The sequence below is a fragment of the Oribacterium sp. oral taxon 102 genome (assembly GCF_013394775.1).
GTDB lineage: Bacteria > Bacillota > Clostridia > Lachnospirales > Lachnospiraceae > Oribacterium.
The window spans coordinates 1,180,299-1,204,380 of sequence record NZ_JABXYT010000001.1 but is presented as its reverse complement, the minus strand read 5'-3'; the positions used below and the strand labels follow the sequence as shown (position 1 = coordinate 1,204,380).

Annotated in this window: 34 protein-coding genes; 5 read left to right on the top strand and 29 right to left on the bottom strand. The window is 47.6% G+C overall.

From position 1 onward, the window contains the following. Positions 1-178: 178 nt before the first annotated feature. The 27 genes from HW273_RS11530 to HW273_RS05420 form a co-directional block, all read right to left on the bottom strand. A complete protein-coding gene (locus HW273_RS11530) occupies positions 179-1,021 on the bottom strand; it encodes a phage minor capsid protein (RefSeq protein ID WP_243206752.1) in 843 nt (280 codons plus the stop codon). Between the two features lie 95 nt (positions 1,022-1,116). Beyond that, the gene (locus tag HW273_RS05545) at positions 1,117-2,724 is read right to left on the bottom strand and encodes a capsid protein (RefSeq protein WP_179010829.1); all 1,608 of its coding nucleotides are present in this window, start codon (positions 2,722-2,724) and stop codon (positions 1,117-1,119) included. A 70-nt stretch (positions 2,725-2,794) separates the two neighbouring features. Then, entirely contained in the window at positions 2,795-3,946 is a 1,152-nt protein-coding gene (locus tag HW273_RS05540) for a hypothetical protein (protein ID WP_330603961.1), read from the bottom strand. 214 nt (positions 3,947-4,160) lie between these two features. Continuing rightward, a complete protein-coding gene (locus HW273_RS05535) occupies positions 4,161-4,649 on the bottom strand; it encodes a DNA-packaging protein (RefSeq protein WP_243206751.1) in 489 nt (162 codons plus the stop codon). A gap of 19 nt (positions 4,650-4,668) precedes the next feature. Beyond that, positions 4,669-4,851 (bottom strand): hypothetical protein, encoded by a 183-nt coding sequence (locus tag HW273_RS05530; RefSeq protein ID WP_179010828.1) that lies wholly within the window; start codon positions 4,849-4,851, stop codon positions 4,669-4,671. A gap of 438 nt (positions 4,852-5,289) precedes the next feature. Next, a complete protein-coding gene (locus tag HW273_RS05525) occupies positions 5,290-5,688 on the bottom strand; it encodes a type II toxin-antitoxin system HicB family antitoxin (RefSeq protein ID WP_179010827.1) in 399 nt (132 codons plus the stop codon). Between the two features lie 47 nt (positions 5,689-5,735). After that, positions 5,736-5,918 (bottom strand): type II toxin-antitoxin system HicA family toxin, encoded by a 183-nt coding sequence (locus HW273_RS05520; protein WP_179010826.1) that lies wholly within the window; start codon positions 5,916-5,918, stop codon positions 5,736-5,738. A 229-nt stretch (positions 5,919-6,147) separates the two neighbouring features. Beyond that, positions 6,148-6,588 (bottom strand): hypothetical protein, encoded by a 441-nt coding sequence (locus HW273_RS05515; RefSeq protein WP_179010825.1) that lies wholly within the window; start codon positions 6,586-6,588, stop codon positions 6,148-6,150. 121 nt (positions 6,589-6,709) lie between these two features. Beyond that, positions 6,710-6,916 carry a hypothetical protein gene (locus tag HW273_RS05510; RefSeq protein ID WP_179010824.1) on the bottom strand — a complete coding sequence of 69 codons (207 nt, stop codon included), beginning with the start codon at positions 6,914-6,916 and terminating at the stop codon, positions 6,710-6,712. 40 nt (positions 6,917-6,956) lie between these two features. Beyond that, positions 6,957-8,057 carry a hypothetical protein gene (locus HW273_RS05505; RefSeq protein WP_179010823.1) on the bottom strand — a complete coding sequence of 367 codons (1,101 nt, stop codon included), beginning with the start codon at positions 8,055-8,057 and terminating at the stop codon, positions 6,957-6,959. Beyond that, a complete protein-coding gene (locus HW273_RS05500) occupies positions 8,041-8,247 on the bottom strand; it encodes a hypothetical protein (protein ID WP_179010822.1) in 207 nt (68 codons plus the stop codon). The genes HW273_RS05505 and HW273_RS05500 overlap by 17 nt, the downstream gene beginning before the upstream one ends. Next, positions 8,244-8,393 carry a hypothetical protein gene (locus HW273_RS05495; RefSeq protein WP_179010821.1) on the bottom strand — a complete coding sequence of 50 codons (150 nt, stop codon included), beginning with the start codon at positions 8,391-8,393 and terminating at the stop codon, positions 8,244-8,246. Before HW273_RS05495 ends, HW273_RS05500 begins: the two co-directional genes overlap by 4 nt. Continuing rightward, on the bottom strand, positions 8,368-10,950 hold the full coding sequence (locus tag HW273_RS05490) for a DNA methyltransferase (RefSeq protein WP_179010820.1): 2,583 nt from the start codon (positions 10,948-10,950) through the stop codon (positions 8,368-8,370). Before HW273_RS05490 ends, HW273_RS05495 begins: the two co-directional genes overlap by 26 nt. Before the next feature lie 15 nt (positions 10,951-10,965). Further along, positions 10,966-11,232, bottom strand: a complete 267-nt coding sequence (locus HW273_RS05485) for a hypothetical protein (RefSeq protein ID WP_179010819.1) — start codon at positions 11,230-11,232, stop codon at positions 10,966-10,968. Between the two features lie 302 nt (positions 11,233-11,534). Then, positions 11,535-13,496 (bottom strand): DUF927 domain-containing protein, encoded by a 1,962-nt coding sequence (locus HW273_RS05480; protein ID WP_179010818.1) that lies wholly within the window; start codon positions 13,494-13,496, stop codon positions 11,535-11,537. 19 nt (positions 13,497-13,515) lie between these two features. Then, positions 13,516-14,016, bottom strand: coding sequence for an ERCC4 domain-containing protein (locus HW273_RS05475; RefSeq protein ID WP_179012449.1), 501 nt, complete (start codon positions 14,014-14,016; stop codon positions 13,516-13,518). After that, on the bottom strand, positions 14,016-15,434 hold the full coding sequence (locus tag HW273_RS05470; protein ID WP_179010817.1) for an ATP-dependent DNA helicase: 1,419 nt from the start codon (positions 15,432-15,434) through the stop codon (positions 14,016-14,018). Before HW273_RS05470 ends, HW273_RS05475 begins: the two co-directional genes overlap by 1 nt. Before the next feature lie 12 nt (positions 15,435-15,446). Next, the gene (locus HW273_RS05465; RefSeq protein ID WP_179010816.1) at positions 15,447-16,058 is read right to left on the bottom strand and encodes a hypothetical protein; all 612 of its coding nucleotides are present in this window, start codon (positions 16,056-16,058) and stop codon (positions 15,447-15,449) included. Then, entirely contained in the window at positions 16,058-16,717 is a 660-nt protein-coding gene (locus HW273_RS05460) for an AAA family ATPase (RefSeq protein ID WP_179010815.1), read from the bottom strand. Before HW273_RS05460 ends, HW273_RS05465 begins: the two co-directional genes overlap by 1 nt. 2 nt (positions 16,718-16,719) lie before the next feature. Continuing rightward, complete coding sequence (locus HW273_RS05455) at positions 16,720-16,923, bottom strand: hypothetical protein (RefSeq protein WP_179010814.1); 204 nt, start codon at positions 16,921-16,923, stop codon at positions 16,720-16,722. Positions 16,924-16,954: 31 nt separating this feature from the next. After that, positions 16,955-17,446: a siphovirus Gp157 family protein gene (locus HW273_RS05450; protein WP_179010813.1), complete on the bottom strand. Its 492-nt coding sequence runs from the start codon at positions 17,444-17,446 to the stop codon at positions 16,955-16,957. Then, positions 17,447-17,872, bottom strand: a complete 426-nt coding sequence (locus tag HW273_RS05445) for a hypothetical protein (RefSeq protein ID WP_179010812.1) — start codon at positions 17,870-17,872, stop codon at positions 17,447-17,449. A gap of 59 nt (positions 17,873-17,931) precedes the next feature. Continuing rightward, the gene (locus HW273_RS05440; RefSeq protein WP_179010811.1) at positions 17,932-18,153 is read right to left on the bottom strand and encodes a hypothetical protein; all 222 of its coding nucleotides are present in this window, start codon (positions 18,151-18,153) and stop codon (positions 17,932-17,934) included. Continuing rightward, positions 18,147-18,347, bottom strand: a complete 201-nt coding sequence (locus HW273_RS05435) for a hypothetical protein (protein ID WP_179010810.1) — start codon at positions 18,345-18,347, stop codon at positions 18,147-18,149. Before HW273_RS05435 ends, HW273_RS05440 begins: the two co-directional genes overlap by 7 nt. Next, positions 18,344-18,667: a hypothetical protein gene (locus tag HW273_RS05430; protein ID WP_179010809.1), complete on the bottom strand. Its 324-nt coding sequence runs from the start codon at positions 18,665-18,667 to the stop codon at positions 18,344-18,346. Before HW273_RS05430 ends, HW273_RS05435 begins: the two co-directional genes overlap by 4 nt. 243 nt (positions 18,668-18,910) lie before the next feature. Next, the gene (locus tag HW273_RS05425) at positions 18,911-19,147 is read right to left on the bottom strand and encodes a hypothetical protein (protein ID WP_179010808.1); all 237 of its coding nucleotides are present in this window, start codon (positions 19,145-19,147) and stop codon (positions 18,911-18,913) included. Positions 19,148-19,158: 11 nt separating this feature from the next. Continuing rightward, positions 19,159-19,317, bottom strand: a complete 159-nt coding sequence (locus HW273_RS05420; protein ID WP_179010807.1) for a hypothetical protein — start codon at positions 19,315-19,317, stop codon at positions 19,159-19,161. 82 nt (positions 19,318-19,399) lie between these two features. On the opposite strand from HW273_RS05420, the gene HW273_RS05415 reads away from it, so the two are divergent. After that, complete coding sequence (locus tag HW273_RS05415) at positions 19,400-19,786, top strand: DUF2513 domain-containing protein (RefSeq protein ID WP_179010806.1); 387 nt, start codon at positions 19,400-19,402, stop codon at positions 19,784-19,786. A 213-nt stretch (positions 19,787-19,999) separates the two neighbouring features. On the opposite strand, the gene HW273_RS05410 is transcribed toward HW273_RS05415, so the two are convergent. Next, positions 20,000-20,221 (bottom strand): hypothetical protein, encoded by a 222-nt coding sequence (locus HW273_RS05410; protein ID WP_179010805.1) that lies wholly within the window; start codon positions 20,219-20,221, stop codon positions 20,000-20,002. Positions 20,222-20,322: 101 nt separating this feature from the next. Beyond that, positions 20,323-20,523 (bottom strand): helix-turn-helix transcriptional regulator, encoded by a 201-nt coding sequence (locus HW273_RS05405; RefSeq protein WP_207718930.1) that lies wholly within the window; start codon positions 20,521-20,523, stop codon positions 20,323-20,325. A 169-nt stretch (positions 20,524-20,692) separates the two neighbouring features. On the opposite strand from HW273_RS05405, the gene HW273_RS05400 reads away from it, so the two are divergent. The 4 genes from HW273_RS05400 (at position 20,693) to HW273_RS05385 (ending at position 23,847) form a co-directional block, all read left to right on the top strand. Beyond that, positions 20,693-21,100 carry a helix-turn-helix domain-containing protein gene (locus tag HW273_RS05400; protein ID WP_179010804.1) on the top strand — a complete coding sequence of 136 codons (408 nt, stop codon included), beginning with the start codon at positions 20,693-20,695 and terminating at the stop codon, positions 21,098-21,100. After that, on the top strand, positions 21,093-21,488 hold the full coding sequence (locus tag HW273_RS05395; RefSeq protein ID WP_179010803.1) for a hypothetical protein: 396 nt from the start codon (positions 21,093-21,095) through the stop codon (positions 21,486-21,488). Before HW273_RS05400 ends, HW273_RS05395 begins: the two co-directional genes overlap by 8 nt. A gap of 53 nt (positions 21,489-21,541) precedes the next feature. Continuing rightward, positions 21,542-22,009, top strand: a complete 468-nt coding sequence (locus HW273_RS05390; RefSeq protein ID WP_179010802.1) for an OB-fold protein — start codon at positions 21,542-21,544, stop codon at positions 22,007-22,009. A gap of 824 nt (positions 22,010-22,833) precedes the next feature. After that, positions 22,834-23,847 (top strand): tyrosine-type recombinase/integrase, encoded by a 1,014-nt coding sequence (locus HW273_RS05385; protein WP_179010801.1) that lies wholly within the window; start codon positions 22,834-22,836, stop codon positions 23,845-23,847. The last annotated feature ends 235 nt before the right edge of the window (positions 23,848-24,082 follow it).

Genomic DNA, 24,082 nt, shown 5'->3' with positions numbered 1-24,082 from the left:
CCGGATCCAGAGAATACTGGGCAAGCCTCCCGAAGCGCTCCGCCTGCCGCTTTGCGTTCGCCTGCTTCTGTTCGATCAGGTAGTCTGCACCGACTTGCCGCAGCTCCTCTTTCGTCCAGGTGTCATCCGCTGTGGAAATTCCGGGAAAGTATGTCGTATGGCTATCTTTACAGCGCGGCTATGGATGGTAAAGACCCGCAGCTATCGCACTGGACAGCAACGGATATTTACCATCATTTTTACCTCCTCCCGACCATACATCATCAATCATCACCTTACCGACGAACGGAGCGCATAGCGGGCAGGCGCCGCTCCGCTTGTTGATGATCACCGTGGATATGCCCCACTCCTGCCGCTTCTCGCCTTCTCCTTGCAGGTATGCCCGCTTTGATGCCGTCCGAATCGCCATTTCTGCATAGTCCGATATCCGATGCCTTGCACCATTTGCATACTCTATGCAGTTCAGTCCGGCAGAGAGGAAGTCCTTCGTCGCCATGTCCACTGCTTTCTCATACGTTCCGGCTCCCGTATTCGCGTAGACTTGAGCGTTATAGATGATCTTTCGATACTTGTCGTTTGCCATCCGCAGAACTGCTGTCTCCGCCTTCTGCATATCGTGCGTCGTGGCTTCTACCAGAGCGTTTAGCTTGCGCTCATTCAGCCGGAAGAAAGCTGCGGACATCGCCCGATGTGCAGGCGTTTGATTTTGCCCCTGTATCTTAAAGCCTTTTCGGATTGCCTGAAGAATCCTGATTTCCTGCTTCATCCCTCCTGTCTTCCGCGATTGCCGGATCAGCTCTTCTATTTGCTTGTTCAGTCGGGTAAATTCAGCGCCATAGTGCTCCTGGTTATTCCTGCGGTACTTCTCCAGCGCTCTCAGCTGCTCCGCCTGCCACATACTCCACTGGATTCCCTCTTCGGTCTCCTCCGCCCGATGCCGCGCCATATTTCGCATCATGGAAGCGATCAGCTCATTTTCAATTTCCTCAAATGCTGTTGTCAGATCATACTCATTTGCCATTAGCATGCACCTTAAACCCCTGCGCCCGGAATCCTCTGGAGAGCCGTTTCAGCTCTGTCATACTCTTGCACTGGTCACAACGAAGCTCTGCATACTCATTCTTTTCCAGAGCGTAGATCCCGAATGGCACCTGCTCCGCCGCTATCTTTAGCAGCCTCTGATATTCCTGCCGGTTCATCCCGTACAGGTGGTTTATCACCCTGACCTTCATTCTGCAATCCTCCTGCCAGATCCATAGCCGCAGCTCCCATTGACGGATCATCCATTTCCATAACGCCCTGCTCTGCCTTTAAGCGACCAATCTCTTCTTGCTTCCATTCTTCGTCCTTGCTGTCTCCGTAGAGCTCCTCTACCTGCGCCTCGATGCTCATCATTGCGACGCCGGGACGTGCTTTCGCAAGCGTTTCGATTTGACTTTCAAATGACGGATTGGCATATTCTCCGAACGGAATCGTAACCTTAACTTCCTCCAGAGCCTCTCTTCGCAGGACATGCTCTGCGTTGATGCAGGCTTCAATCAGCAAGGGCAGTTGCTCCTGCAATGCTTCTACAATCGCCGCTCTCGTATAGAGTGTGGTCTTCTCCTTTTCCCGCTGCGCCTCCGCATTATCCAGCTTCTTTACGTCGATGCCGAGTGTCGAAGGGCTGATGATTCCCTGCAGGCAGAGATCCAGCGCCGTAACATAGGACGCAAGATAGCTGTCATGCGGGATGGCAGGCTGTGCTACGGTGATTTCATTACGGGCATTCTCTCCCATGTCGGCATCTCCCGCAATGAAACGGTTGTCAAATGTATTCGGCGTCAATGTCAAACCATTCTCCGGATCCTTTGGCATGAAAGCCTCCGGAATATAGGTCTTTGCTCTCCCCGCCCGAAGCGCGTCCATCCACTGCGACCACGCCTCGTCCAGTGCATCAAATGAATCGATCTTACCATCAAAAATACTGCCGCCCCGCCCGGGATATTTGCTGTTCTCGTAGATCTTAATCGGCGTCGCCAGCATCAACTCCTTGTCGAAGCTCCAATCGCTGATCCCCTGCGTCTCCGGAAAGGTTTTGATATCCGAAAGCTGGTCTCCCTTGAAAAGTTCATGGCGGATATAGCCTTTTCCGTAATGCGCATAAAGCACATGCCCGTCGCGGTACGGCGTCTTGATAACGATTTCTTTCAGCCTGCCGTAGCGATATACATACTCTACGCGTTCCCCCGGAATCCACTCAATGATCGGATGCTCGCTCTCCTCCGTGTCCATGATAATGCGGAAAACACCGTCTCCGACCACAAGGACATCCCGGAGCGCTTCATCCATCATCTTCCGGAAATGGTTTTCCTCTTCGATCTCCTGCCATGTCTGCCTTTGTACCTCTCTGTCGAAGTCAAAATCATTCATGTCCGCCAACGTAATCGATGCCAGCGTCTTTATCATCAGCGCAGGAAGACCGGTATGAATCTTACGCATCTCCATTCCAGGCGTGCAGCGGCTCGCCCAGAACTTGTATTTGTCTGCATACTCCTGACACTGCCGATACATCTGCTCCAGTTCGTTTCCGTCTCCCCGATACCAGATTCGATTTCGAATCGCAGAAAGCTCAAAGTCCGCAAGTTCCTGAATCTGAATGTTGTAAGGGCTTGACGGCATGATCTGCAGCCAGCTGCGAAGCCCTCGCTTTATCTTCTCTCCCATGTCATTGAACCATCCCATGTTTATCTCCTGCCGATCCTGTCAGCATATATAAATGCCAAAAGCATCAGTAAAGTAAGCTTCCATACAGTCATCTCTTTTCCTCCTCAAATCCGATCATGCTCCTATATGGTATCCAACCGTACTGTGAGCTGTTTACGGTGTGATCGTGCCCGTCCTCCGGCAGGTCCTTATCCTCCTGCCAGCTGTAACTTTCAAGCTCCCGGATATGCTCCGGACAGCCCTCAGACACCAGATAGCAGCCCTGCTGGATCCACCCAAGCTGCAGCTTGATCCGATCCAGTATCGCTACCTTTTTGTAGCTGTCATAGAAACTATACAAGCATCCATGCAGGCGCTTATACTTCCGGAGCTCCGTGATCGTCGCCTGATCGGCACAGTCTATGAAGACATCCTTCGCGAATCCCCAGTCACTCCTGCACTGCTCCAGAAAGTTCACAAATTTGACAGCCGTATCGCTCGGCGCGATCGGTTCCGACAGATCCGCATTGTTATACACCTTCTCAGACAACACCAAGAGCCGCCGATCCGTTGTAATACCGAGAAACATCATGGCGATTGTATCCGGCGACTTGCTGGAGTATGCCGTATCAAGCCCCGCAGTGAACCTCCGGAATTTGGTCCTTCCTGCCCGAAGCTCCTTCCGTATCCACTCTGCACTTACGACATGCTTTTTCCGGTCAAAGTTCGGGAACACAAGCCCTGTCGCCCTGCCCCGCAGCCCCTCGATCTTGTTCTTCCAAATCTTCGTGCCCCGCGGTGTATTCTGCATGATCTGCTCAAGCTTTTCCTTCGGCAGCGCTATATTGTGGGCAAAAGAAAAGAACCAATGCACCCAGCCGGGCTTTGGTTCCTCCTGCAGCTCCTCTTTGATCTCCTGCGGCGTCTCACTCTCCCACTCCGGCAGCGGGCGGGAACAGTTGATGTACTCCTTATAGATGGGAAGCGACGGATCATCCGGGTTCAGCGTTGCCATGAGGTAATCGCAGCGCATTGCTGCCTCACGGACGAAGTCAATATCCGCCGTGTTGATCTCGTCAATGTACAGGCAGCCGTACTGACCTCCGAGGGCTTTCTGCCACTTCTTTTTATCTCCGTAGCCAAGCACATAGATGGTTTTATCTCCACCCTTAGCATGCAGCACGATATGCGGAATCTTATCATCTTTGCTGCCGTTCCCGTTGTACTCCGTCAGTACGCCAAAATCATCCAGAATGCCCAAATCCTTGTTGATGATGTTCTTCTCCGCGGTCCCTGTATCCTTTGCAGCTATGATGTGCAGCTTCTTGGAGCTCTCCGCACACTTAAGGATGAACTTGAAGAGCCCGACCGTCGTTTTGCCCGCGGCGGTAGTTAAGTACCTTCAAGAAACTCAACCGGCGCATTGCACCGTAGAAATGCCTTGTATTTTTCAGACAATATCAATCTTTCTGAGCTCATGAAGAATCACCACCTCCTCTCATCTGCCCGATCAGATCATACAACCTGCTCTGTTCAAGGGATAACCTCTCATCAATGGAATTCTCCTGCTTAGTCGTATACCCATACTTACTCATCCAGAGTCCTGCAAGTTGCGAAGGAATCACCTGAAGTTCGAACTTTTCACGGGCATCAACCTCACACTCCTCTCGCATGCGCGTGACGATGTCCGAATATCTCTTATCCTGTTCGTATGTCTGATAAAACGCAGACCTTGATATCCCTACCTTTGCACAGAATCCTTCAATCGTGTAAGTAACACTTTTTCGAAGCTCAGCGCTAACAAATTCGGAATTCTTGGAGCTGAAGTCGTGAACTAAAACCATACGATTGTCACAGTACTCTTTATAATTCTCCCATGCATCAGCTAAATCCTTCGGACTCTTAAACTTTTTCGGTCTTCCCACGGTCTCACCTCCCTCCTGCATACAAAAAAGAGCAGCCATTTGCTGACTGCTCCTATCACTATTCGTTTTCGTTAATGAATTGTTGCATCAACTCTGTAAGCTTGATGCCTATCGCAATTCCCCTTTCGTTGCAAAGAGCTTTGAATCTGTCTGCCACTTCTGTTTTGACCTTGTAGGTCTTAGCAGACATTCCTGCCTTGGCATCCCATCTGTCTTGCGGTCTGATTTTCTTATCTTCCATGATACCCCCTTAACAATTCCGTCAAGGCATATCCCCCGGCAAGAACCATGAGTATCCCCGAGAGCATGCTTGCCTTTGTCGCGAAGTGGATGCACCATGCGAATACAAGAAATAACCACATGAACATTTTATCGCTTTTCATATTATTTCAGATAGGCTATAATAATCTAAGGGGCGGGGCTTTCGCCCCTTTCCTCTAACGCTTTAGAGCTTGTATGATACTAGCTAAGCCGGTTAATAGCGTTCCCAGTGCTATCATACCTTGAATGACTAATCTTGCTGTCTCATGCGAGCTCTTTTTATTTTTCTTGCCCATCTTCTTACCTCCTTTCTGAATACTATTCTATCATACGTTTACGTATTGTCAATAGTTTTCCGGAGGTTTCTCCAACCCTGCTACAATTTCTTTTTCTCTTTCACTTCTGCCAAGTATATTGCTTATGCCTCAATCAGTTCATTCACCGCATCCTGCAGTACCTTAGAACAGCTGATTTTATGTTCCTCCACATAAGTATTCATCCATGCGGGAATGGTAAGCGTCTTTTTCACCGCCTTCTGTCCATACTTCTCTGCATAAGCGTCCATATCAAGCCGGATCATACTCACAAATCCGCCAGTGGGCGCTTGTACAGCTTGTGGATTAGATGCACTTGGCGGCGTTCTCCCGTCCTCAAGCTCCGTCAGAATCCAGCCGCTTGCTGCATCTTCTGCCATAAACAATGCATCCGCAATTCCATATCCTTCCGTGACGCATCCCGGAAGATCTGGAAACTCCACTACATAGCCATCTTCCCTATCATCAAACGGCGTAAAAGTCGCAGGGTATGCCAATTTCATATAGACCTCCTTTGCAAAATGAGATTCAGAGCTACGGCGGGGGCTTATCACAGCCCCGCCTGCCTTTTAATGCTTCTTACGGTTTCCGGACGTATGTCCCTTCCAGCATGTTCCGGAACAGTCACCTTTCCAGGCTTTGTCGGATGCTTGTACTGATGGTGCGAACCAACTTTTGCTATCTCGTACCATCCATCTTTTTGAAGCATCTTATCCACTTCTCTGAATCTCATGTCCGTCCTCCTTACGAATATAGAATAGCACGTATTACACGTATTGTAAATAGCTTTTCAATCAAAGAGACAGCCGATTTCTCAGCTGCCTCAGAAAAGGAGGATGTCTATGACCCTGCGGATGAGGAGGAGCCCTTCGACTCCTCCGCTGTACTTGTATCCCGGCTTGTCAGCTGTCCGGCTCAGGAGCTCCTAGAAACTCCTATTATTCATTCTACCGTTACAAACGTTACATGCAAGTCTTTTCTTTGAAAAATCTATAAATTTTCACCTTGCTCCAATCAGGGGACTTTCCAAACCTACGGCTAATCTTCTCCCACGTCTCCCGATCCACATACCGCATCCGTAGGATCATCCGTATCATGGACGAGTCCAAACCGGAAATGAACTCCTCCACCTCGTCGATGCCCTCGTCAAGCTTTTCCAGCAGCTCCGTATATTTCTTCTTCCTCGCCCGAAGCCTTTCTCGCACAATCTCGATATCCCGATCCGGAAGCCCCGAAACTCGGATGGAGCCATAGGTGCCGTCGCTACGTGTCCCTTTCACGCTGTCGGAAACGATAGAACCCTCCAGCTCAATCAGCTTCCTCTCATCCCGCGCTATCCGACGCCTGAGATCCTCTCTTTCATCCAGCATAGCTCCGTACTCCTTCAGCCTGTCTATCCGCATCCTCTTAAAACCCTCCCTGATGCAAAATTTGTCGCCCATTTCGCGTTCTAACTCTCTCGGCGAAAAAAATAGCGCAAATCATCAAACCCGCCTTAAATCGTCTTGTAGCGTATTCTACAGCCTATCGCCATTCCCGCCCCGTTACCTTATCCTTCAGGTGAATCCTGCCTGCCACCTCAAAGCCTGCGATGCTTGCGATCGATCGCATCATGTTCACGACCTGCATCACGTTCGGCGGCGTCTCGTGCCGGACTATCGATTTTTCTCGTCTTGTCGCCATCCCTACCGCTGCATCTGCTGTTGGATCAGGATATCTTTCTCCGTTCATGTTTTCCTCCCCATTGCTCCACTACAGCACGCTATGCTCATCATTTCAGGTTGAGCTCGTACTGCTTATACGGTTTCCACGGTACTCCGATATAGTCAAGCACCATCCCCCAACCAAAGTCATTCCCCTCTGCATCTTTACCGCAATGGTTCATCCAAAAATCCCATTCTTTCGGATTCCTGTCATACAACAAGTCGAAACGATGTGGACGTGTCTCCAGATGAATCCCGAAGCCGCACATGCTGCATCCTGTCCTCTGTGCAAGTGTCGTGTACAGCTCTCCGCTCTCTTTCCTTTCTATGCTTCCGTATATCTCCGGCACGGGAACTTTCAGATCAAGAGCAAGCTGCAGGATATCTTGACGGTTAAAGATCGCAAAGGGAGCTGATCTGGTCGTTGTCTTCCCGAAGTAGTTGCACCCGTGCATCTTCAACGCTTTTTCTCTGCGTCCTCCCTCCGATGCCATCAATCCCACAAAAGGAGCGCTGTTATGCTCTTTCGCCCAGTCGTCCGATGGCTTCTCTTTCAAGTAGTAGCAGCACTTGCTTGATACCAAAAAGGGGGCAATCTGATAATTTGTGCCCTCATTTTCGTTTTCGTAGCCGGCAAAAAGATTCAGCCACTTCTTTGGCAACTTCATCCGGCTGTTTTTCTGCCATCCGCCGTAAGCTCCTGTCTCTCCAGTGATGATTGCATGACGCACGGTTTTGTTCTTCTCTGACGGATGCTGCAATAGATCGATCTTTGCCGCAATCTCTTTCGACAACACGGGGAAGCCAAATTCCTGTAAAATCCTTGCCTTTGACCATCTCTCGTCTTCAGAGCGCATCGCAGGTTGAAGCCCTATCACTCCAAGCTGCTTATGGATCCTTCGGATACTAACATCCTCCAGACTTGAGCATGATGTTGCGGGGATGTCGATTCCGATGCTTCGTAAAAAGCACAGCAGCGTGATACTATCCAGTCCCCCTACTGACACATGGCAGTTGAGCCCTCTCTCTTTGCATCCCTCGACGAACTCCCTGCACTTCTTTTCCACATACTTTACTTTTACTTCATAGGGATATTTCTGTTTTTCGATAAAGCTCTTTATCTTCTCTTCTGCCCCCTCACGTTTCATCCGATCAAGTATGCTCTCCATCTTTTAACCTCCATTTCACCGGATATCCTCCGGAATCAAGCTTGCAGTGCATGACCCAACTGTGATTTATCAGCCAATCCTCATCTTCTTTTCCGGTGTCGAGCAAGACTTCTACCATATCGCTCACCGTACCCATGCCCTCGTGCCTCTCTTCCGGCATCGCCGCTTTACAGTCTATCCACTCTCTCATCCATCCAATCCTCTGATCGGGATCTTTAGATCTGTGGGCCTTTTCTTTCTGAACTTCCCGAACTTCTGTCCGGAGATCACAGAAATCCCAAGCATGGACGCATAACGATTCATTCTGCTTTTATTTATTTTCTTTGTTTTCTTCATTCTGCACCTCCAAAAAATCAAAAAGCGTTGGCGAATCTACTTCATTTTCTGCTGCCTGCATGTACCCTAATCCATCTCTGTAGTAATCCGAACTCAGCTCTATTCCGTACCCATACCTCCCCATCTTAATCGCAGTCATAGGTACCGTCCCAATGCCGGAAAAAGGATCTAGTACGATATCTCCTTTATTGGAATAGCGGTTGATGATTCTCTCTACTATGTCCAGCTGGAGAGGACAGACATGCATCTGCTTCCGCCGCCGGGACTGATCCGTATTTAATGTCCGCATCCGGTTGATATCATCCCAGACCTCCATCTGATTCCAAGATCCCGGGGCCACTACCATAAAGACAGCCGGAAGCTTTCCCTTCTCGTCCAGCTTCTTCGCAAGCGCCACATGCTCCTCGTAATTGTAAACACTTTCCCGGCTGAACTTTCGATAAACCTTCTGCAGGCTGTCTACCGATATCTCCGCGATCTCCTCTTTCTTCAAAAGCCTATCCCCGGAAGATCTCCAGTATCCATGCGCATCTATCTGCCACTGCGCTCGGGTATATTCTTCCTTGCTCTTCGCTACAGGGACATCCGCATACGCAGTGGATCTGTCTGTTGGAAGCTTCCGGAACAGAAGGATATACTCGGGGCAGCCTACGCCCATCTTTGAGCCGTCCTTGCACTGCTCCGTCCAGCCGAGGCGGTAAGTCTGGTTATTCTCCCGGACTACATCCGTTACAACTGTAATCATCCCGAAATACTGAAATCCATGTTTGATATAATGGCTGATACAATCCGCATGAAACGGCTCAATCGTAGGCATCCCTGTGCCGGTTGCGTTCCCAAACAGCACTCGATCCTTGACATGAATTGCAGCCACCCTCCCGGGGCGAAGCACCCGGAGCAGCTCCGGCGTGAGATAATCCATCTGCTCGAAAAACCTCTCGTCATCCTCATTATGCCCGAAGTCTGCATAGTTGCTGCTGTACTCATAGTGATTTCCGAACGGAATCGAAGTATGAATCAAATCCACGCTGTTGTCTGGCATCTGCCGCGTCCAGTGTACACAGTCATCATTGACTGATGTGTAGTGCTTTCCCTCTATCTTCACTTCTTCTACCCCCATCTTCCTTTGCAGTCTTTCCGGCTTGCGACTGTCCGATAGCCCATAAGTCTTGATGATCTCAATCATCCTTGCAACCATATGATTGTGATTCTTCCATTTTTCCTCCAATGCCTCCCTGATCCGACTCTCATTTTCCATATAAATGATGTCAATGGTCACTTTCTCACGCTGCAGGAAACGATAACAGCGGTGAATTGCCTGGATAAAGTCATTGAATTCATAATCGATTCCCAGAAAGATCTCCCTGTGACAATGCTTCTGAAAATTACATCCGGATCCGGAAAGGCTTTTCTTCGTGGCGAAGTATTTGACTCTTCCCTCCGAAAAGTCAATTACCCGCCTTTCTCTTTCCTCAAGATCCATGCTCCCGAAGATATCTACTGCATCCGGCACTGCTTTTTTGATTGCCTGCCTTTCCGCCTCCAGATCATGCCACAGGATGAAATTATCATCCGGACTCTCCCTGATGATCTGCAGCATTTTCTCAACTCTTTGATCGATAGACTCTCTTTTGATTTTCGCCTCGTCGGAAAGACTTGCCGCAGCATCATCGAACAGCTTATATTGCCCATCTCGATCCATCGCATCTCCATATTTGATTGGGATTTTATGCCACCGCACCTCCATATCCGGAAGATCATAGCCTGCATCCGAGTATTCCGGATTGACATCGGACGGTTTCGTAATAAAGAGCGCCCACGATGACAGCCACAGCCAGAATTCATCCTCCTGCGATGGATAAAGCGTCAGATTATTTGCCTTTGTACTGTCACGCTGAAAGAATCTCGTAAGCGCCTGCCCCGTATCCATCACTTCAAGATATCCGGCATAATGGATCAGTTCCTTGTATTTGTTCGGGGACGGCGTCGCCGTCGCGACCAGCTTATAAGGAACTCCCTTGAACTTGTCCAGGAAAGTCTGATACGTTTTGCTCCCGAAGCTCCTCAGCACAGAAGCTTCATCCAATGAGGTAGCTGTGAACTTTTTAGGATCTACATCCCCGTCCCGCACCCTTTCATAGTTTGTGATATAAATCCTTCCATCAAGCGCCATGTCCTGATACTCTTCCGGCGTTCCGTATCCCAGCATCTTCGCAGCGGAAGCATACAGTTCCCCCATGTTTCGGATATATTCCGGGATCTGATATCCCAGCAATTCCCTCGTGTCTCTGGTAAACTCCTGCTTTACGCCAAGCGGAAGGACAATCAGTCCCGCGCCGCCATACCGCCGGAGTACCTGATAGATAAACTCGATCTCCTGAACGGTTTTCCCAAGCCCGAAGCTCTCAAACAACGCCCGTCTGCCGCCCTTCAGTGCCCACACTACAGCATCTCGCTGATGCGGCTTCAATGCTTTATTGATCCGCTGCGGGTCAAGCGTGAATCCGCTGTCCTCTGCAAGCTCGATCTTGCTTTCCAGAAATTCTTTATAGTCCATCCTCTTTACCTGCTTTCACTGTGCAGCATCCCGATATCCTCCCACATCCCTTGCATGCAGTTCTTTGATAAAGACCTGTACAAGATTGGACGTAAATTCATACGGGTATTTATCGTAAATGGCGTCTGCATCATGGATGATCTGATTCCAGATCGCATCCGAGAAGTGATTCTTTTTATCTGACGCTGCATTATTCGTGTATCTGTACTTTTTCCAGAAGCTATTCCATACTTCTGACTGTATTTCCTGTGCTGTCTTGTTATTGATAGGACTTAAATTCATATATCCTCTTTCTATACATAACTTATTGTTATGCTATTTCTGCGTTTGTCTCATTTTTTTACCACTGTATCAATCATGTCTCAAAGCCTTGAGACGTTTTGGTACGCTTAGAAATGGCTTAAAATCGTCATTTTTAAGGTATTTGAACCCTTGTGTCTCAATGTCTCAATGAAAAAAGCGTTTTCTATATATAGAAAATTTTATGTATGTATGTGTTAATTATTTATCAACTACACACACATTTTTTTCGCTAATATATATTTCACTTTTTTCGTCGAGACAGTTGAGACTCTGAGACACACTCAGTCGAACGTAGGTTCTTTTTCGGTCATATTGAACGGATTTTCTTCGATAAAATCGTCATTATTCACCAAAATAACATAACAGTATTGTCTTTTATCAAGTGTAGGTATTGTCATTCTTTTATCATTCCTTCCCGGATTATGATCCAGAATCCCTTTCTTATCCGCCCAGCTCAGGAACTGCTTCGCGCTGAAATTGTATTTTCTCGCGATGTCCTCGAACGCCGCCTTCACAAAAGCAACGCTCTCTTCTGTCTGGTAACCAAATATCGTTGATCTGTAATACCGATCCCCGTCGTCGTTGATCCCGTCCGGCACATAGTGCATCCGATTGATCGCCACCTCGTCCTCTATGTGCTGCAGTGCCCGCTCCATTTCCGATACCTCATCGACGTTCTTCAGGCTTTCCACGCAGTAATCTATGTCCAGCCTGATCCCGTCATTGAATATTGCCCCCGAAAGCTCGTCCGCCGCCAGTATTACCGCCATGGGAAGGATCTGCTTTTGCTCCTTTACATGCCCTGATTTCGCCGCATGTTCAGCCAGCAACGCCTCGTACTTTTCGACAATCCCCCGGAGCTCATCAAACCTCTCTTGGACAATGCGGATAAATACCATGCCCGCATGACCGTAAGAACTTTTGCAAATATTTACAGCTCTGTTTCCGTCCTCGAAAATCCTTTCTTGAATCTGGAAATCTATCACACGGTTTATGGCTCCGCCCTGCATGGAATTATCGGCAAGGGGACGCTCTATGTTCGTTAAGATGAAGTTGCACCATTTGGATGTATCCCGGAATTCAAGATTTCTGTTGAGCCTGCCCTTTCCTTGCCCGGAGCACAGCATATAAATCATTTCTGATAACTTTTCGATTCCGCCGCCCTTATTTGTAATCTTTGAAAGATCATCTACTCCAAACGGCAGATGATTCATCAGATTAAGCGATTGTTCAAGATTATTTGTCGTTGATGTGCTTTCTGCAATCAGATACCGTGGGTCTCCCCATATGGACATCGCCAGGTTCAAAAGTACGGTTTTTCCGCAGCCTGATATGCCGTAACAATTTATCAGTGCCGGGAGCATTCCCAGTACGGGAAGTATCACACTGCCAAATGATGCCGCCATAACTGCCAACGCTGCCTGTTGTTTGGATTTGCGCACTCCCAGGGCAAGCTTAAGCCACTCTTCATAACTTCCTGAATATTTAACAGCCTGTCCCAGATTGGCGCTGTTTGGCGGAAAACTGAGCACATAGTTGTTGCCTTTCTGCCCTATGTCATACGGCATGAAGCGGCGGTCTATCCATCCCAGCCGGCCGGTGCTTATTTTATGCTCGATCAGATGTGGATTTAATTTTTCATAGTCTGAAAGATATGACACAAGCGCCCTCGATGTTTCTGACGTGACCGGAAAACCATAGTCCGACAGCATAACAATCTTCGTGTTCGACGAGACGATGCTTTTGCTGACCTTGAAACTGTGCGTAATCAGGTCGCCGTCCTTGTCGGTATCTTTGAGCCATTGCAGTTCCACCTCTTCCTTTCCATTCTCACGGTTGTTAAATCGTTTTGATATGATGATCGGATAGTAGGCCGCATAGACCTTGAATTGCCCGTACCAGTAGTAAATCCCTTCTTCTGGATTCACTATCCATTTACCGGTGACAGGCTTGATCTCCGTGTCACCGATAAACAGATCAGCTTGATTCACTACAGCCCTCTGATCGATCTGCGTGCCGCAAATGACGGCGCTCTCAGATTTGGTCTCATCTTTGATCTTCTTATTCTTCGCCTTGATAAGCTCCTGATAATTTTGTTTTATCTTCAGCTCTTTTGCACGAGCCATGATCTGTCCTATAATAATCTGGCGCTGGACAAGGTCTTTTTCCTCATAAACCGCATCGAGCAGCTCTTCTGAAAGGATTTCTTCGATTGTCAATTTCTCCGGATGTTCAATGTTCAATCGGATCCCCTTTCCGAAACTACGTTTTCAAAATCTCTATGATCTTCTTCCCTGTTTCTTTTGGGCTGCAGAACAACATATCCACCCCATACTGGTCTCTGATCGTACACAGCGATTTGTACAGCGCATGGCCGCTTGTCGCCCTTGGATATTTGGGAACCTGTACATGCCTGCCGTCCTTAACCACCCATTCCCGGATGCTCTGCCTCGGATTCTCCCAAAACAGCACATCTTCGAGCTTTTCTATCCCCTGCCCATGCTCACAGAGGATCACCAGCTTAATCCCGGCATTCTGCGCTCGCACAAGCTCGTTTCGAAAGCGTTCATGCTGCTGCGTAACATTGCCGCATATCTCTAAGAGATCCTTTTTTCGGTCGATTACAAGCCTTGGATTGTCCAGCGACATATAATCCCCGACCCATAGCTTTGACCGGAAATATTCCACTCCCAGGGCGTCAAATTGAGCTTTGATCCTTCTCCATTCGGATGCATGCTCCCTGGAATCCACCTGAATCTGAATCATGCCCACTCCTTATCTATTTTTTCGTAGAATTTCGCCACCGCGGGATCCAGTTTCCAGTTTTTGATATCCAGCAGGCCGTCTATGTAAATGTTTTCTCTGTTGTCCACCCTTGACAGCGCGACATAAAGCTGCCCGCTATCCCAGATTTCCGGCTTAAGATTGACCCCGGAGGTTAACGTCATTCCCTGCGCCTTGTGAATGGTGATAGCCCAACCCAGCTTAAAGGGGAACTGTTTAATAGATCCGACTTCCTTGTTTTTCACGGTTTTAACCGTCCTAATTATCGGTTGATCCGCAGCGTCCAGTTCTTCTATTGTAGATTCCTCGACGAAGGGCTTATTCACTTTAAATACATTCTTCCTGACCTCGACATCTTCCGACTTGATTGTCCCGTCCTGCCCATAGATATCAACGATCACATAGTCTCCGTATTTGTCTGATCCGCACTTCTTGATAATGCCGGAAGAGCCATTGAAATAGCCGCTGTCCGGGTTGTTTGCGATTATCAGGACTTTTGCGCCCGGCTTGTAAACCAGCTCATATTCGCAATTAACGGACGCCATATCTGCGTCTCCATCAATTTCCGCAACGGAGACATAATTGCTTCCATCAATTTCATTGATGCGCTTTTCGTTTTCTTCTTTTGCTGTGGCGTTTTTCCCGCACAGGATGATAGAATTTTCAGTGTTGAATTCTTTCTTTGCCGTGTTAAGGTTGAACCAGTCCAACACTTCCCCAAATGGATCATTCCCTATGTCACATCTTCTGATAGCGTTGAGACGTTCCGCATATTCCTGATCCTTATCCTGCCGGTGTACCTGTGTGAGAACAAGCGGCTGGAATTGCATTTCGCCCCAGAGCTTTGACTGGAATGCAAATTTCTTGCTTCCAAACATGCTCTTCATGGCGTCCCGGTCGTTAATCGTAACGACCGGCGGAAGCTGTGTGAAATCGCCAACAACAATAAGCTGAATTGGTTTATGGTCCGGATCCCGGCCTTCTTTCTTAGCAAGTATTGCTTCATCGTGGTTCTTTTTATCGCTGGCAAGCTGGACAGCCTTTGCGACATGTTCGAAAAGGTCAATTCTTGCCATTGATATTTCGTCGATGATGATAACGTCGGCTGAAATGATTTCTTCCTTAGCCTTTTTAGGGAGCCCGACGATTCCTTTGGCTTTAAGCCCGAATGCCCTGTGAATCGTACTGGCGTAAAACTCACTCAGCCCCTGCGCCGCAGCGCCTGTTGAAGCACAAACAATTACATTCTTATTATCATCTTTGCACTTTCCAATAAATTTCTTTATCAGCAGACTTTTTCCGGTGCCGGCTTTCCCGGTCAGGAAGCAGTTTTCACCTGCTTCCATGATCTGAAAGGCCGCTTCCTGGTCAGCTGACAGCTTTACATTTTCTCTCATTTCCCTACCTCATCAGTTAAACGGTAGTGCCTCTTCATTGTCTGGCACATTCATCCAATCGTTCGTCCCCTGGTCCTGCTTGTGGCTCGCATTATAAAGCTGCTGCTTATCGCTCTCTGAAAGCTCCCTTTCCTTCGGGACTTTTTCCGGATCCACTTCGGAATCGGTAACAAACCACCTGAGTTCAGAAGCCGCATATTCTTTCCCGTCATAGACACTGTGCACAATCCCGAACGCGCCGCCGATCAGCTTATTTTTAAACTGTGCGCACCACTTTTCCGAATTGCTGTCCCAGCTGATCTTCGTGTTGTTTGACTTCTCAAAGCAGGTGCAGAACGTCTTATATGCTCTTGATGTATTTCCCTCGTTGTCCTCTACAACAACGTACTGCGTCCCGCGCCGCGGCCATTTCTTTTCCGGCCGGATATCTGCCTTGTATTCGTTTGCAAACAGCTCCGGCTGTCTGTCATTCTTCGCAAAATCAAAATGGATAATGACCATGCTCTTTCCTGTTTTGGTTTCCGACTCGACAACATGCTTAATCACCATATGGTGCCCGCCGACTACAGGAAACTCCCACTCACCCTGTACCTGTGCTTTCTCATATCCGTTTGGCTTTAACATTACTTCTCCTCCTGTATATCTGAATATTTAATTGCTTCCAGCTCGTAATATTCACGAATGGTTCTGTCAACAAATGCCAGGTCATTCGGGATGCTCCTGTCTTCGAACATCCCGACCGGCGATTTGCTCACCGCCCCGTTTTCCGTCTGCGTCATGAATCTGTGTTCGTCATTATCAATCACGCAGTGCAGAACGATCGTAAACATTCCCTCGACACACACTTTTTCATCCAGCAATTTCCCAATCGTTTTTGCTTTGGTCGCTCCGTTCTCGTCCGTTTCCTCATGCATGAGTACATAGATAATCTTGTCATCCTGTACTTTATTCTGTATAAATTGGATCAGGTTCCAGAAGTTATCTGCGATCGTATTGTAAAAGCCGAATACCGCGTTCCCGCTGCCGGCATTTGAATGGCCGCGCATAAACTGATTGGTGATCAGATATCCGGCATCATCAATCACAATCCCCTTTGCCTGACTCTGAAACATGCATTTCATGATCGTTTGATAATCGTCTGTACTCCATCCATTGATCTTCCCTTTGAATGGAAGCGGCTTTTTAAGTACACGAATCAGGTTCCAGTCATCTGTCTGGCAATGCATCAGGCTGGTTGATTTTCCGCTTCCGGATTTGCCTATAATTAGTACAGGAATTGCCATGCCTATTCCTCCCTTTTGTCGTACACGATATACTTTGATGCCTCCAGAATCAAAGTGCTTGCGACGCGGGACATCGATAGACCGGTTTCATTGCAGATATCAACCAGCGTGTTGAATGCCGAAATCGATAGGCGCGTTCTTGCGTCGAGGCAGTTATTGGTATATTTCCATGTTTTGGACGGGAAGCGAATTTCAAGTTTCTCCATTTTTTTCTCCTTTATCTGATGGGTTGATAGGTTATCTGATGCGAAGCGAAGCCGACTGTTCCAGACGCGCGAAGGGAAGCTTCTCGCCCGCCTTCAGTTCATCCTTGATTTTCTGCGTATTTATCTTCGGGTCCTGCGGGATCAGGTACTCCGCCGGAAGCTGCTTCGGATCCTCCACATCAAGCTTCAGGCTCGGCACATTCTTCTGGATCCAGACGCTAAAGAGCGGTGTCTTGACCTTCGGCTTCCCGATCAGCTCCATATTGCTCTGGAGGGTCTGCTTCATCCTCCGGATGTTCCGTTCAAGCGAAGCTTTCATTTCTGCCATGCGCGCAATCTGTGCATCCAGCCCCTTCGCATCGGAGGACAGCTGCGCGATCACGCCGCAGTACCCGTCCACCTTGTCCTCAATCTCCCCGGAGAGCCCCTCCAGCGTGTCCCGGAGGGCGGTCTCGTCAACCTCCGGATCCTCTGCCATACGAAGCACCTGCATATACTCTTCCGTCAAGTCATAAAATGTCATTTATCTTTCCTCCTCTTTCCGCGTCATCCTCGCAAGCTTCTTCCTCATCCGGGACAGCTTACGCCGTTCTTCTGCTACTGCCCTTTCCTGCTTCTTGATATCGCGTTCCAGTACGTCGATTTCCGTCTTGTCCGTCAGTGCCATCCTGCACGCTGTCCTGAAGTTCTCGACTGCCGTCTCATCAATGGGACGGTCGATATAGAAGTTGAATTCGCTCTTGTGCCCGCCGGAATCCCATCCGTCCTCGTGAATGTCGATATTCACACCGGACACGTGCCCCGAGAAGTACAGGAACAGCGTCGGAAGTGTCCCTGTCTCGTCTCTTCGCCGGTTTTCAAAGCCGTTAGTATCCAATACGATGTCGAGGATCTCGTGCATCAGCTGCCGATTTCTTGCCTTTTCCTCTTCACTCATCACTTTTTTCATCTTCCCATCCTCCTAATTTGTGGTATAATGGAGGCACATACAGAAACGTATGTACCTGGTTAAACGCACTGCATCTCGTCAAAGTTAGCTGTGCGTTTTTTTGTTGTCTCCGCCGGCTCTCCGATCCCGGACACCGTGACGCCGGAAGCTCCGGCTCTCATCAGGAGCAGTCTCAGCTCATCTACCGCCAGCCGGCTCTCCAGCTCTGCCCGACGCTCATCCATCGCTCTGATCGGAATGTCGATCTTGATCGTCGCTACTGCTGTATACTCTCTTAGCATTCGTAATCCATCCATTCCCCCAGAAGCTCCACCGCGCCTCCGATGATTGCTGCCCCTGCCGCTGCTGCGATAAGCTCCGTCACTGCCGGCACGAAGCTCTGTGCTGCGCAGACAACCACAGCCGCCAGCATCAGCCCCGCGGACAGCCCCAGCAGCATCTGTCCTGACAGGATGATCCATTCTCCTCTTCTCAACTCTCTCTCCTCTCTAAAGTACTTAAAATCCGGTCTATCTTCCTCTCAAGCCTGCTCTTCTCCGGCAGCTCCCTGTCCAGCATCCCATAAACGATCTTTATGAGCTGCTCATCCGGAAACTCCAGCACACGATCCAGTCTCTGAAGTATCTCCACCGAAGATATCCTGCCAGTGGTAACAATGGAGCTAAGCGCCGAGTGACAGATCCCGCTTTCCCGTTCCACATATCCCCGATCCAGCTGCAGCTCTGCGATCCGGCTCTTTATCGTCGCCTTGACCCTTTCAGCGCCCCTGTCCCTTGATAAGATCCTGCTCCTCATCTTTCCACCTCCTCTCCGTCACTCTTGTCTTCTCATCCTCCTACTTCTATACTTGACTCACAGGGCACTGCCATGCCTGAGTTTATAGAAGGGAGGGGAACGCATTGAAAATCGTGATAAACGGTTTTGAAACAAGCTATGTAGACTGCCATGACAATGGCGATTATCTTTTAATTGCTATTCCTTATGGAGCTCCATACGACTTTGGCAGCATAGCTGGAAAATTTATCGCAGGGCACTTGATTACCCAGACAGATATCCGTTTCTCCGGCAATCAAGCGACGCACGTTCTGGCTTATTATTAAGCTCACAAGTAACCGTTAATTTGATTTTCTTCTCTCCGTCGATCATTCCAGCGCTTAAAAAACTGATATTGTATCCCTGATCGCCGGGGAGAATCACAATAGCTCCAGCCACTTCCTCGCCGTTGATCTTCAGTTTTCGCTCATCATAATCAACTTCTAGCTTTTTAATTTTCATGTCCCTCCTCTTCACCACCCCGCAGCTTCTTCGATGCCTAAGACATTGATTTTTGCCGAAAAGTCAATGCCGGGATTTTCTTTTATCAGGCATTTGATGTCTTCTACCGCTGTGCGCATTTCATATAGGTTTGCGACACTGATTTCAATATTGATTTTCGTTGCTTCCATCTTTCCTCCTCTCTTCAGCAACTACAGGATTGCATTTTCTATTTTTTGCTCCTACAATGCGATTATTGAAGGAGGATATTCTATGAAACTAAACCCCGATTGCGTAAGAACCTTACTGCTTTCCATTGAAGATGAAACCACTTATTACAATTCTTGGGATTACAAGTCTAATAATCCACCAAGTAGCCTTAATCGCTACTCTCCAGAAGAAGTCGCCTATCACGCACGGCAATGCGCACTTAGCAATTTAATCGAAGAATTACATGTGTATGGAAATTGCGAGCATATACAAATCAAGGATTTAACTCCTCAAGGGCATGAGTTTCTTGCCAATATTCGAGAACATAGTGTATGGAGTAAAACAAAATCCATCGCCTCCATTGTTGGCTCCAAGTCGTTGTCTACCCTCGTGCAAATTTCAGCGGCAGTAATTACCGAATTGGTCAAGTGCAATTTAGGCCTTACCTAACCATTTTTTTATTACCTTTGTCTGGTATTCCTTCAACTTCTCACCCGTCGGTTCGAGCCCATTATCGAGTGCATACCAGATAACGGATAACAATGAAATGTGTTCTACGAGCCACGCCAAAACGGCAAGTAGAAATAAAATCAAAAAAACTATATACATGCTCCTCCTTTTGGCGTACGTGGGATAACAGATTGATTGTTTACCCTTGTTCTCCTATAAAAAATACCTCTCATAAAAGCTCCTGAGATCATCCGGCATATTAGTGGTAGTCTGCTCGATAAGTGTGCTATCGCGTTCTGCGAGTAATTTCCCGCTTAGGTCCCAGTACTGGATCACTTCCCGTACTGGGTCTTTTTCCGATCCAGATCCCCTCAAATACTTAACCTGAACTACCTCAATGACCTGCACTCCCTGAATACGCTCTTTCTTATTCAAATTTTCCAGATTTACCTTCCTCCTCTCCTCAAGTTTGGCGTCAATGGGATGGTATGCTATTGCTTTTCCATCTTCTCTTTTACATGAATATTTTTCATGTATTATGGCAAAAAAATATCACTTATTTTGACACCAAAATGTCTAGCTACAGCTAATACTTTACTTACCGCTACATTAGAAATATTTTTTTCCCATGCATTATACGTTTGCGTTGAAACTCCTAATGCCTTAGCAGTCTCCTCTTGTGTCTCATCTTTTCTTGCTCGCAATTCCTTTAAGGTATACTGCCTTACATCATCCAATTCTCTTCACCTCCTTTCCCTCGATATGTGCTTACATTACATGAAAATTGTTCATGTGTCAATAGTTAACTTGAATTTTTTTCGTATTTTTATTTTATTTCTTAAAATATGCTTGAATTTTTTTCGTGCATAGTTTAATATAAAATCACGTTATAGAAGGGAGCTTGAGATGTGTTTATCAAAGAACATTCGTTATCTAAGAAGAAAGTACAATCTTTCACAGGATAACATCGCTAGCAGACTAGGTTATAAGTCCTATACCACCATTCAAAAATGGGAAATGGGTATCTCTGAGCCTTCCATAGCAAAACTTCGAGAGCTTGCTAAAATATTCAATGTTGACATAAATGATATGACATCTAAAGATATTGAAGAATTGGAGCGCTTGGGTGCATCCGAAAATACCTATTACACTAATCCCGACACTGCTAAAACAGCTCAGGAAATCTTCGATAACAAAGAACTTCGCGTGCTCTTTGATGCGGCAAGGGATGCCGACCCAAACGATTTAAAGGTTGCCACTGAATTATTGAAATCCTTAAAAGAAAGGGCTTTAGGGCTGAACAACGATGATTGACGAAAACTATGTAACGGTCTATCGTGTGCCGATTCCTGTAAATGAAATGGTTACCCCCAATGCTGAAGACGATGGTTATACCGTATACATAAACTCTGATCTTGATGACGAACACGCGCGGGAAGCATACCGCCATGCTTTAAGACACATTGAAAACAATGATTTCCAGCGTGATAGCGTTCAGGAAATTGAAACTACAGCCCACTCCAAAGATTGCCCACGCTCTGTAGCATCTATCATTGATGTTCCGAAGAAGCGAAAGCGCCGCAGGCGGACAAAGTATGCGCGGGAACTTGCTGAGTACGTGGAATATATCTCTTCTTATCTCTCAGAAGAGAAAATTTGGGAAATCGCTGAACGCGAACGGTTGTACGGCAAATATTTATGATTATCACCCATAGTGGGTTGATATATTTTATTTTCATTAGGGAGGAACTGAAAATGAAAAAGAAACACACAGTAAGAAACATTGTTATTGCGGTAGTCGCTTTGGTGATTATCGTCTCTTCGCTGGGCAGCAAGGGCAGTAAAGACTCTGGTTCGCAAGCCAATACAGAGACAACAACTGTTGAAGAGACAACCGCTGCTACAATTGAATATGCTCCATACAATGTTTCAGAAATGATGAGTGACCTTAAAGCAAATGCCATGAATGCTTCTGATAAATACAAGGGGCAGTATATTGAAGTCACAGGAAAGCTCAGCAATATTGACAGCAGTGGAAAATATATCGATCTCCTGCCGGATGAGGATTTTGCCATGATAGGAGTTCAGTGTTATATCAAATCTGATGAGCAAAAAGACGCTATAAAGAAGATGACCAAAGGCGACATTGTTACGTTAAAAGGAAAATGCACAAGTGTGGGAGAGGTTCTTGGCTATAGCCTTGATATTGATAGCATCGAATAAAATAGATACAATAGGGCTACAGAGATAGTATCTGAGGACGGAACAGGCAGCCGTCACCCTCGATGGAGATGTGGGAATGTCACCCCACCTATACTATTAGAAAGCTCTTGTATCGTCTGATACAGGAGCTTTTGTGTTATAAGCTTCAGAGGTCGGAAAGGCTCCCGACGCACCTCTATAGAGGCACCTGAGATGATGGATACGCCGCCCATCCTGTTTTCCCCGCAGACGCGGGGACGATCCCACTGCTTCTGACCATTTTGCCGACGTTGGCAAAATAGTATAGACCGTAAGGTCTTCCATACGCTTAGAGCAGATAGATCAAAACTATCTTAATTCTAATAAATTAGATGTTTCTGGAATAATCGGATCGGTATTCTAACTTTTGTTATTTTTTTACAATAAGGATGTTATCACACTTCGGGGCGGGACGCTTCCATACATTTTGTCGGCGCCGCCAAACTGGCTCGCCGAGAGGGCATTGATTTTATTTTGGATCCTTTAGGAGCTCCAATAAAACCTGACCTTTTTGAACACATTGATGGATTGCGCACTTGTGATCCAAAATACATGAAAAATATAAAATCGACTGTTGCATCCAATTCTCACTGATTACGTCTTGAATTAGCGGATGTGTTTATTCAGATTTTAAAATAAAAACCGCCCCAGTGCTCCCAACACCGAGGCGTAAAGGTTCTCCGGATCAATGCTCCAAAGACCTCTCATGACAAGAGTCATAGTAGCATATCCGGAGACAGGAAACAAGCCGGAACGTTTGTTCCGAAGATCCTGTTATTTTTATACTCATTTTTAAGGAGGATGCTATGGCTACTATCACGAAGCTGCCGTCCGGAAGCTACCGGATCAGAAAGACCTACGAGGGCACCGCCTACTCGCTGGTTGTAGACTACCCTGTCAAGAAGAAAGAAGCGGACCGTCTGCTGAATGATCTTATCAGCAGGGAAGCCACATCCAGAAACGGGAGGAAGACCTTCCAGAAAGCCGCAGAAGAGTACAATGCGGCGAATGATAGGTTGCTCAGTCCCTCTACGCTGTACGAGTACCAGAGAATCCCCGGACGCCTTCCGGAGACATTCCGAAAGAAGTACATCGATAAGATTACACAGGCAGATGTCTCCTCCTGCATGTCCGGCTTCACCGGCGTAAGTCCGAAGTACCTGAAGAACATCCATGCCTACATCAGTACCGTACTGGGCTTTTTCCGCCCGGACTTCAAGCTGAGCACCAAGCTCCCTCCCGCTGTCGAGAAGGACTTTTACGCCCCGGAGGATGCGGACGTAAAACAGATCCTTTCCAGGCTGAAGGGCAGCAAGTACGAGATCCCCTTTGTTCTCGCAGCGCTCGGGCTCCGTCGCTCCGAAATTTGCGCCATTGATATCAAGACCGATCTGTCCGAGGATGACATCCTGACGATCGACAAGGGGAAGGTACGGAACCAGCATCCCGAAGACGGGGATACATGGGTCATAAAGAAATGGACGAAGACCGGCTACGCCCGAAAGATTCAGATCCCGCATTATCTGGCGGAGCTGATCCGAAGCTCAGGGCATGCCTACAGCGGAAGCCCCGGAAGCTTGAACAAGTGTCTGCGTCGGATCCAAGAGGAGCTTGGGATCGAGACTTTCAATCTGCACATGTTTCGCCACTACTTCGTCTCGCAGGGCGCATCCATGCACATACCAGACCGCTACCTACAGCAGGCGGGCGGCTGGAAAACGGATCGCGTAATGAAGCGCCGGTACCTCCAGGCGCAGAAGTCACAGGCACAGATTGAGGGAGAGAAGTTCGTGAAGCACATCGGAAGGATGCTTGAATAAAAATTTGTCACAAATCTTGTCACGGACTTTAAAAAAGCTAGTATTTATGCGACTTTACCATGCTTTTTATACCGTGTCCGATTCCCGTCATCAGCTCGATAAAAAAGGCTCGGAATTATGCCGGAAATGGCGTAGTTCCGAGCTTTTTTGATGTTTTTTCACTGCTGGAATTGGAAATGTTCCCTGTATACAAAGAGAGACCGGACTCCCCGCTCTCTCTCGCTGCGAATACGTT

What these genes read in the sequence shown, in the direction of transcription:
- HW273_RS11530 (WP_243206752.1), bottom strand. Translation starts at nt 1,021, where the DNA reads ATGGCAAATGAGTATGATCTGACAACAGCATTTGAGGAAATTGAAAAT.
- HW273_RS05545 (WP_179010829.1), bottom strand. Translation starts at nt 2,724, where the DNA reads ATGGGATGGTTCAATGACATGGGAGAGAAGATAAAGCGAGGGCTTCGC.
- HW273_RS05535 (WP_243206751.1), bottom strand. Translation starts at nt 4,649, where the DNA reads ATGGCTGCTCTTTTTTGTATGCAGGAGGGAGGTGAGACCGTGGGAAGA.
- HW273_RS05530 (WP_179010828.1), bottom strand. Translation starts at nt 4,851, where the DNA reads ATGGAAGATAAGAAAATCAGACCGCAAGACAGATGGGATGCCAAGGCA.
- HW273_RS05525 (WP_179010827.1), bottom strand. Translation starts at nt 5,688, where the DNA reads ATGAAATTGGCATACCCTGCGACTTTTACGCCGTTTGATGATAGGGAA.
- HW273_RS05520 (WP_179010826.1), bottom strand. Translation starts at nt 5,918, where the DNA reads ATGAGATTCAGAGAAGTGGATAAGATGCTTCAAAAAGATGGATGGTAC.
- HW273_RS05515 (WP_179010825.1), bottom strand. Translation starts at nt 6,588, where the DNA reads ATGCGGATAGACAGGCTGAAGGAGTACGGAGCTATGCTGGATGAAAGA.
- HW273_RS05510 (WP_179010824.1), bottom strand. Translation starts at nt 6,916, where the DNA reads ATGAACGGAGAAAGATATCCTGATCCAACAGCAGATGCAGCGGTAGGG.
- HW273_RS05505 (WP_179010823.1), bottom strand. Translation starts at nt 8,057, where the DNA reads ATGGAGAGCATACTTGATCGGATGAAACGTGAGGGGGCAGAAGAGAAG.
- HW273_RS05500 (WP_179010822.1), bottom strand. Translation starts at nt 8,247, where the DNA reads ATGAGAGAGTGGATAGACTGTAAAGCGGCGATGCCGGAAGAGAGGCAC.
- HW273_RS05495 (WP_179010821.1), bottom strand. Translation starts at nt 8,393, where the DNA reads ATGAAGAAAACAAAGAAAATAAATAAAAGCAGAATGAATCGTTATGCG.
- HW273_RS05490 (WP_179010820.1), bottom strand. Translation starts at nt 10,950, where the DNA reads ATGGACTATAAAGAATTTCTGGAAAGCAAGATCGAGCTTGCAGAGGAC.
- HW273_RS05485 (WP_179010819.1), bottom strand. Translation starts at nt 11,232, where the DNA reads ATGAATTTAAGTCCTATCAATAACAAGACAGCACAGGAAATACAGTCA.
- HW273_RS05470 (WP_179010817.1), bottom strand. Translation starts at nt 15,434, where the DNA reads ATGAGAGAAAATGTAAAGCTGTCAGCTGACCAGGAAGCGGCCTTTCAG.
- HW273_RS05465 (WP_179010816.1), bottom strand. Translation starts at nt 16,058, where the DNA reads ATGTTAAAGCCAAACGGATATGAGAAAGCACAGGTACAGGGTGAGTGG.
- HW273_RS05460 (WP_179010815.1), bottom strand. Translation starts at nt 16,717, where the DNA reads ATGGCAATTCCTGTACTAATTATAGGCAAATCCGGAAGCGGAAAATCA.
- HW273_RS05455 (WP_179010814.1), bottom strand. Translation starts at nt 16,923, where the DNA reads ATGGAGAAACTTGAAATTCGCTTCCCGTCCAAAACATGGAAATATACC.
- HW273_RS05450 (WP_179010813.1), bottom strand. Translation starts at nt 17,446, where the DNA reads ATGACATTTTATGACTTGACGGAAGAGTATATGCAGGTGCTTCGTATG.
- HW273_RS05445 (WP_179010812.1), bottom strand. Translation starts at nt 17,872, where the DNA reads ATGAAAAAAGTGATGAGTGAAGAGGAAAAGGCAAGAAATCGGCAGCTG.
- HW273_RS05440 (WP_179010811.1), bottom strand. Translation starts at nt 18,153, where the DNA reads ATGCTAAGAGAGTATACAGCAGTAGCGACGATCAAGATCGACATTCCG.
- HW273_RS05430 (WP_179010809.1), bottom strand. Translation starts at nt 18,667, where the DNA reads ATGAGGAGCAGGATCTTATCAAGGGACAGGGGCGCTGAAAGGGTCAAG.
- HW273_RS05425 (WP_179010808.1), bottom strand. Translation starts at nt 19,147, where the DNA reads ATGAAAATTAAAAAGCTAGAAGTTGATTATGATGAGCGAAAACTGAAG.
- HW273_RS05420 (WP_179010807.1), bottom strand. Translation starts at nt 19,317, where the DNA reads ATGGAAGCAACGAAAATCAATATTGAAATCAGTGTCGCAAACCTATAT.
- HW273_RS05415 (WP_179010806.1), top strand. Translation starts at nt 19,400, where the DNA reads ATGAAACTAAACCCCGATTGCGTAAGAACCTTACTGCTTTCCATTGAA.
- HW273_RS05400 (WP_179010804.1), top strand. Translation starts at nt 20,693, where the DNA reads ATGTGTTTATCAAAGAACATTCGTTATCTAAGAAGAAAGTACAATCTT.
- HW273_RS05395 (WP_179010803.1), top strand. Translation starts at nt 21,093, where the DNA reads ATGATTGACGAAAACTATGTAACGGTCTATCGTGTGCCGATTCCTGTA.
- HW273_RS05390 (WP_179010802.1), top strand. Translation starts at nt 21,542, where the DNA reads ATGAAAAAGAAACACACAGTAAGAAACATTGTTATTGCGGTAGTCGCT.
- HW273_RS05385 (WP_179010801.1), top strand. Translation starts at nt 22,834, where the DNA reads ATGGCTACTATCACGAAGCTGCCGTCCGGAAGCTACCGGATCAGAAAG.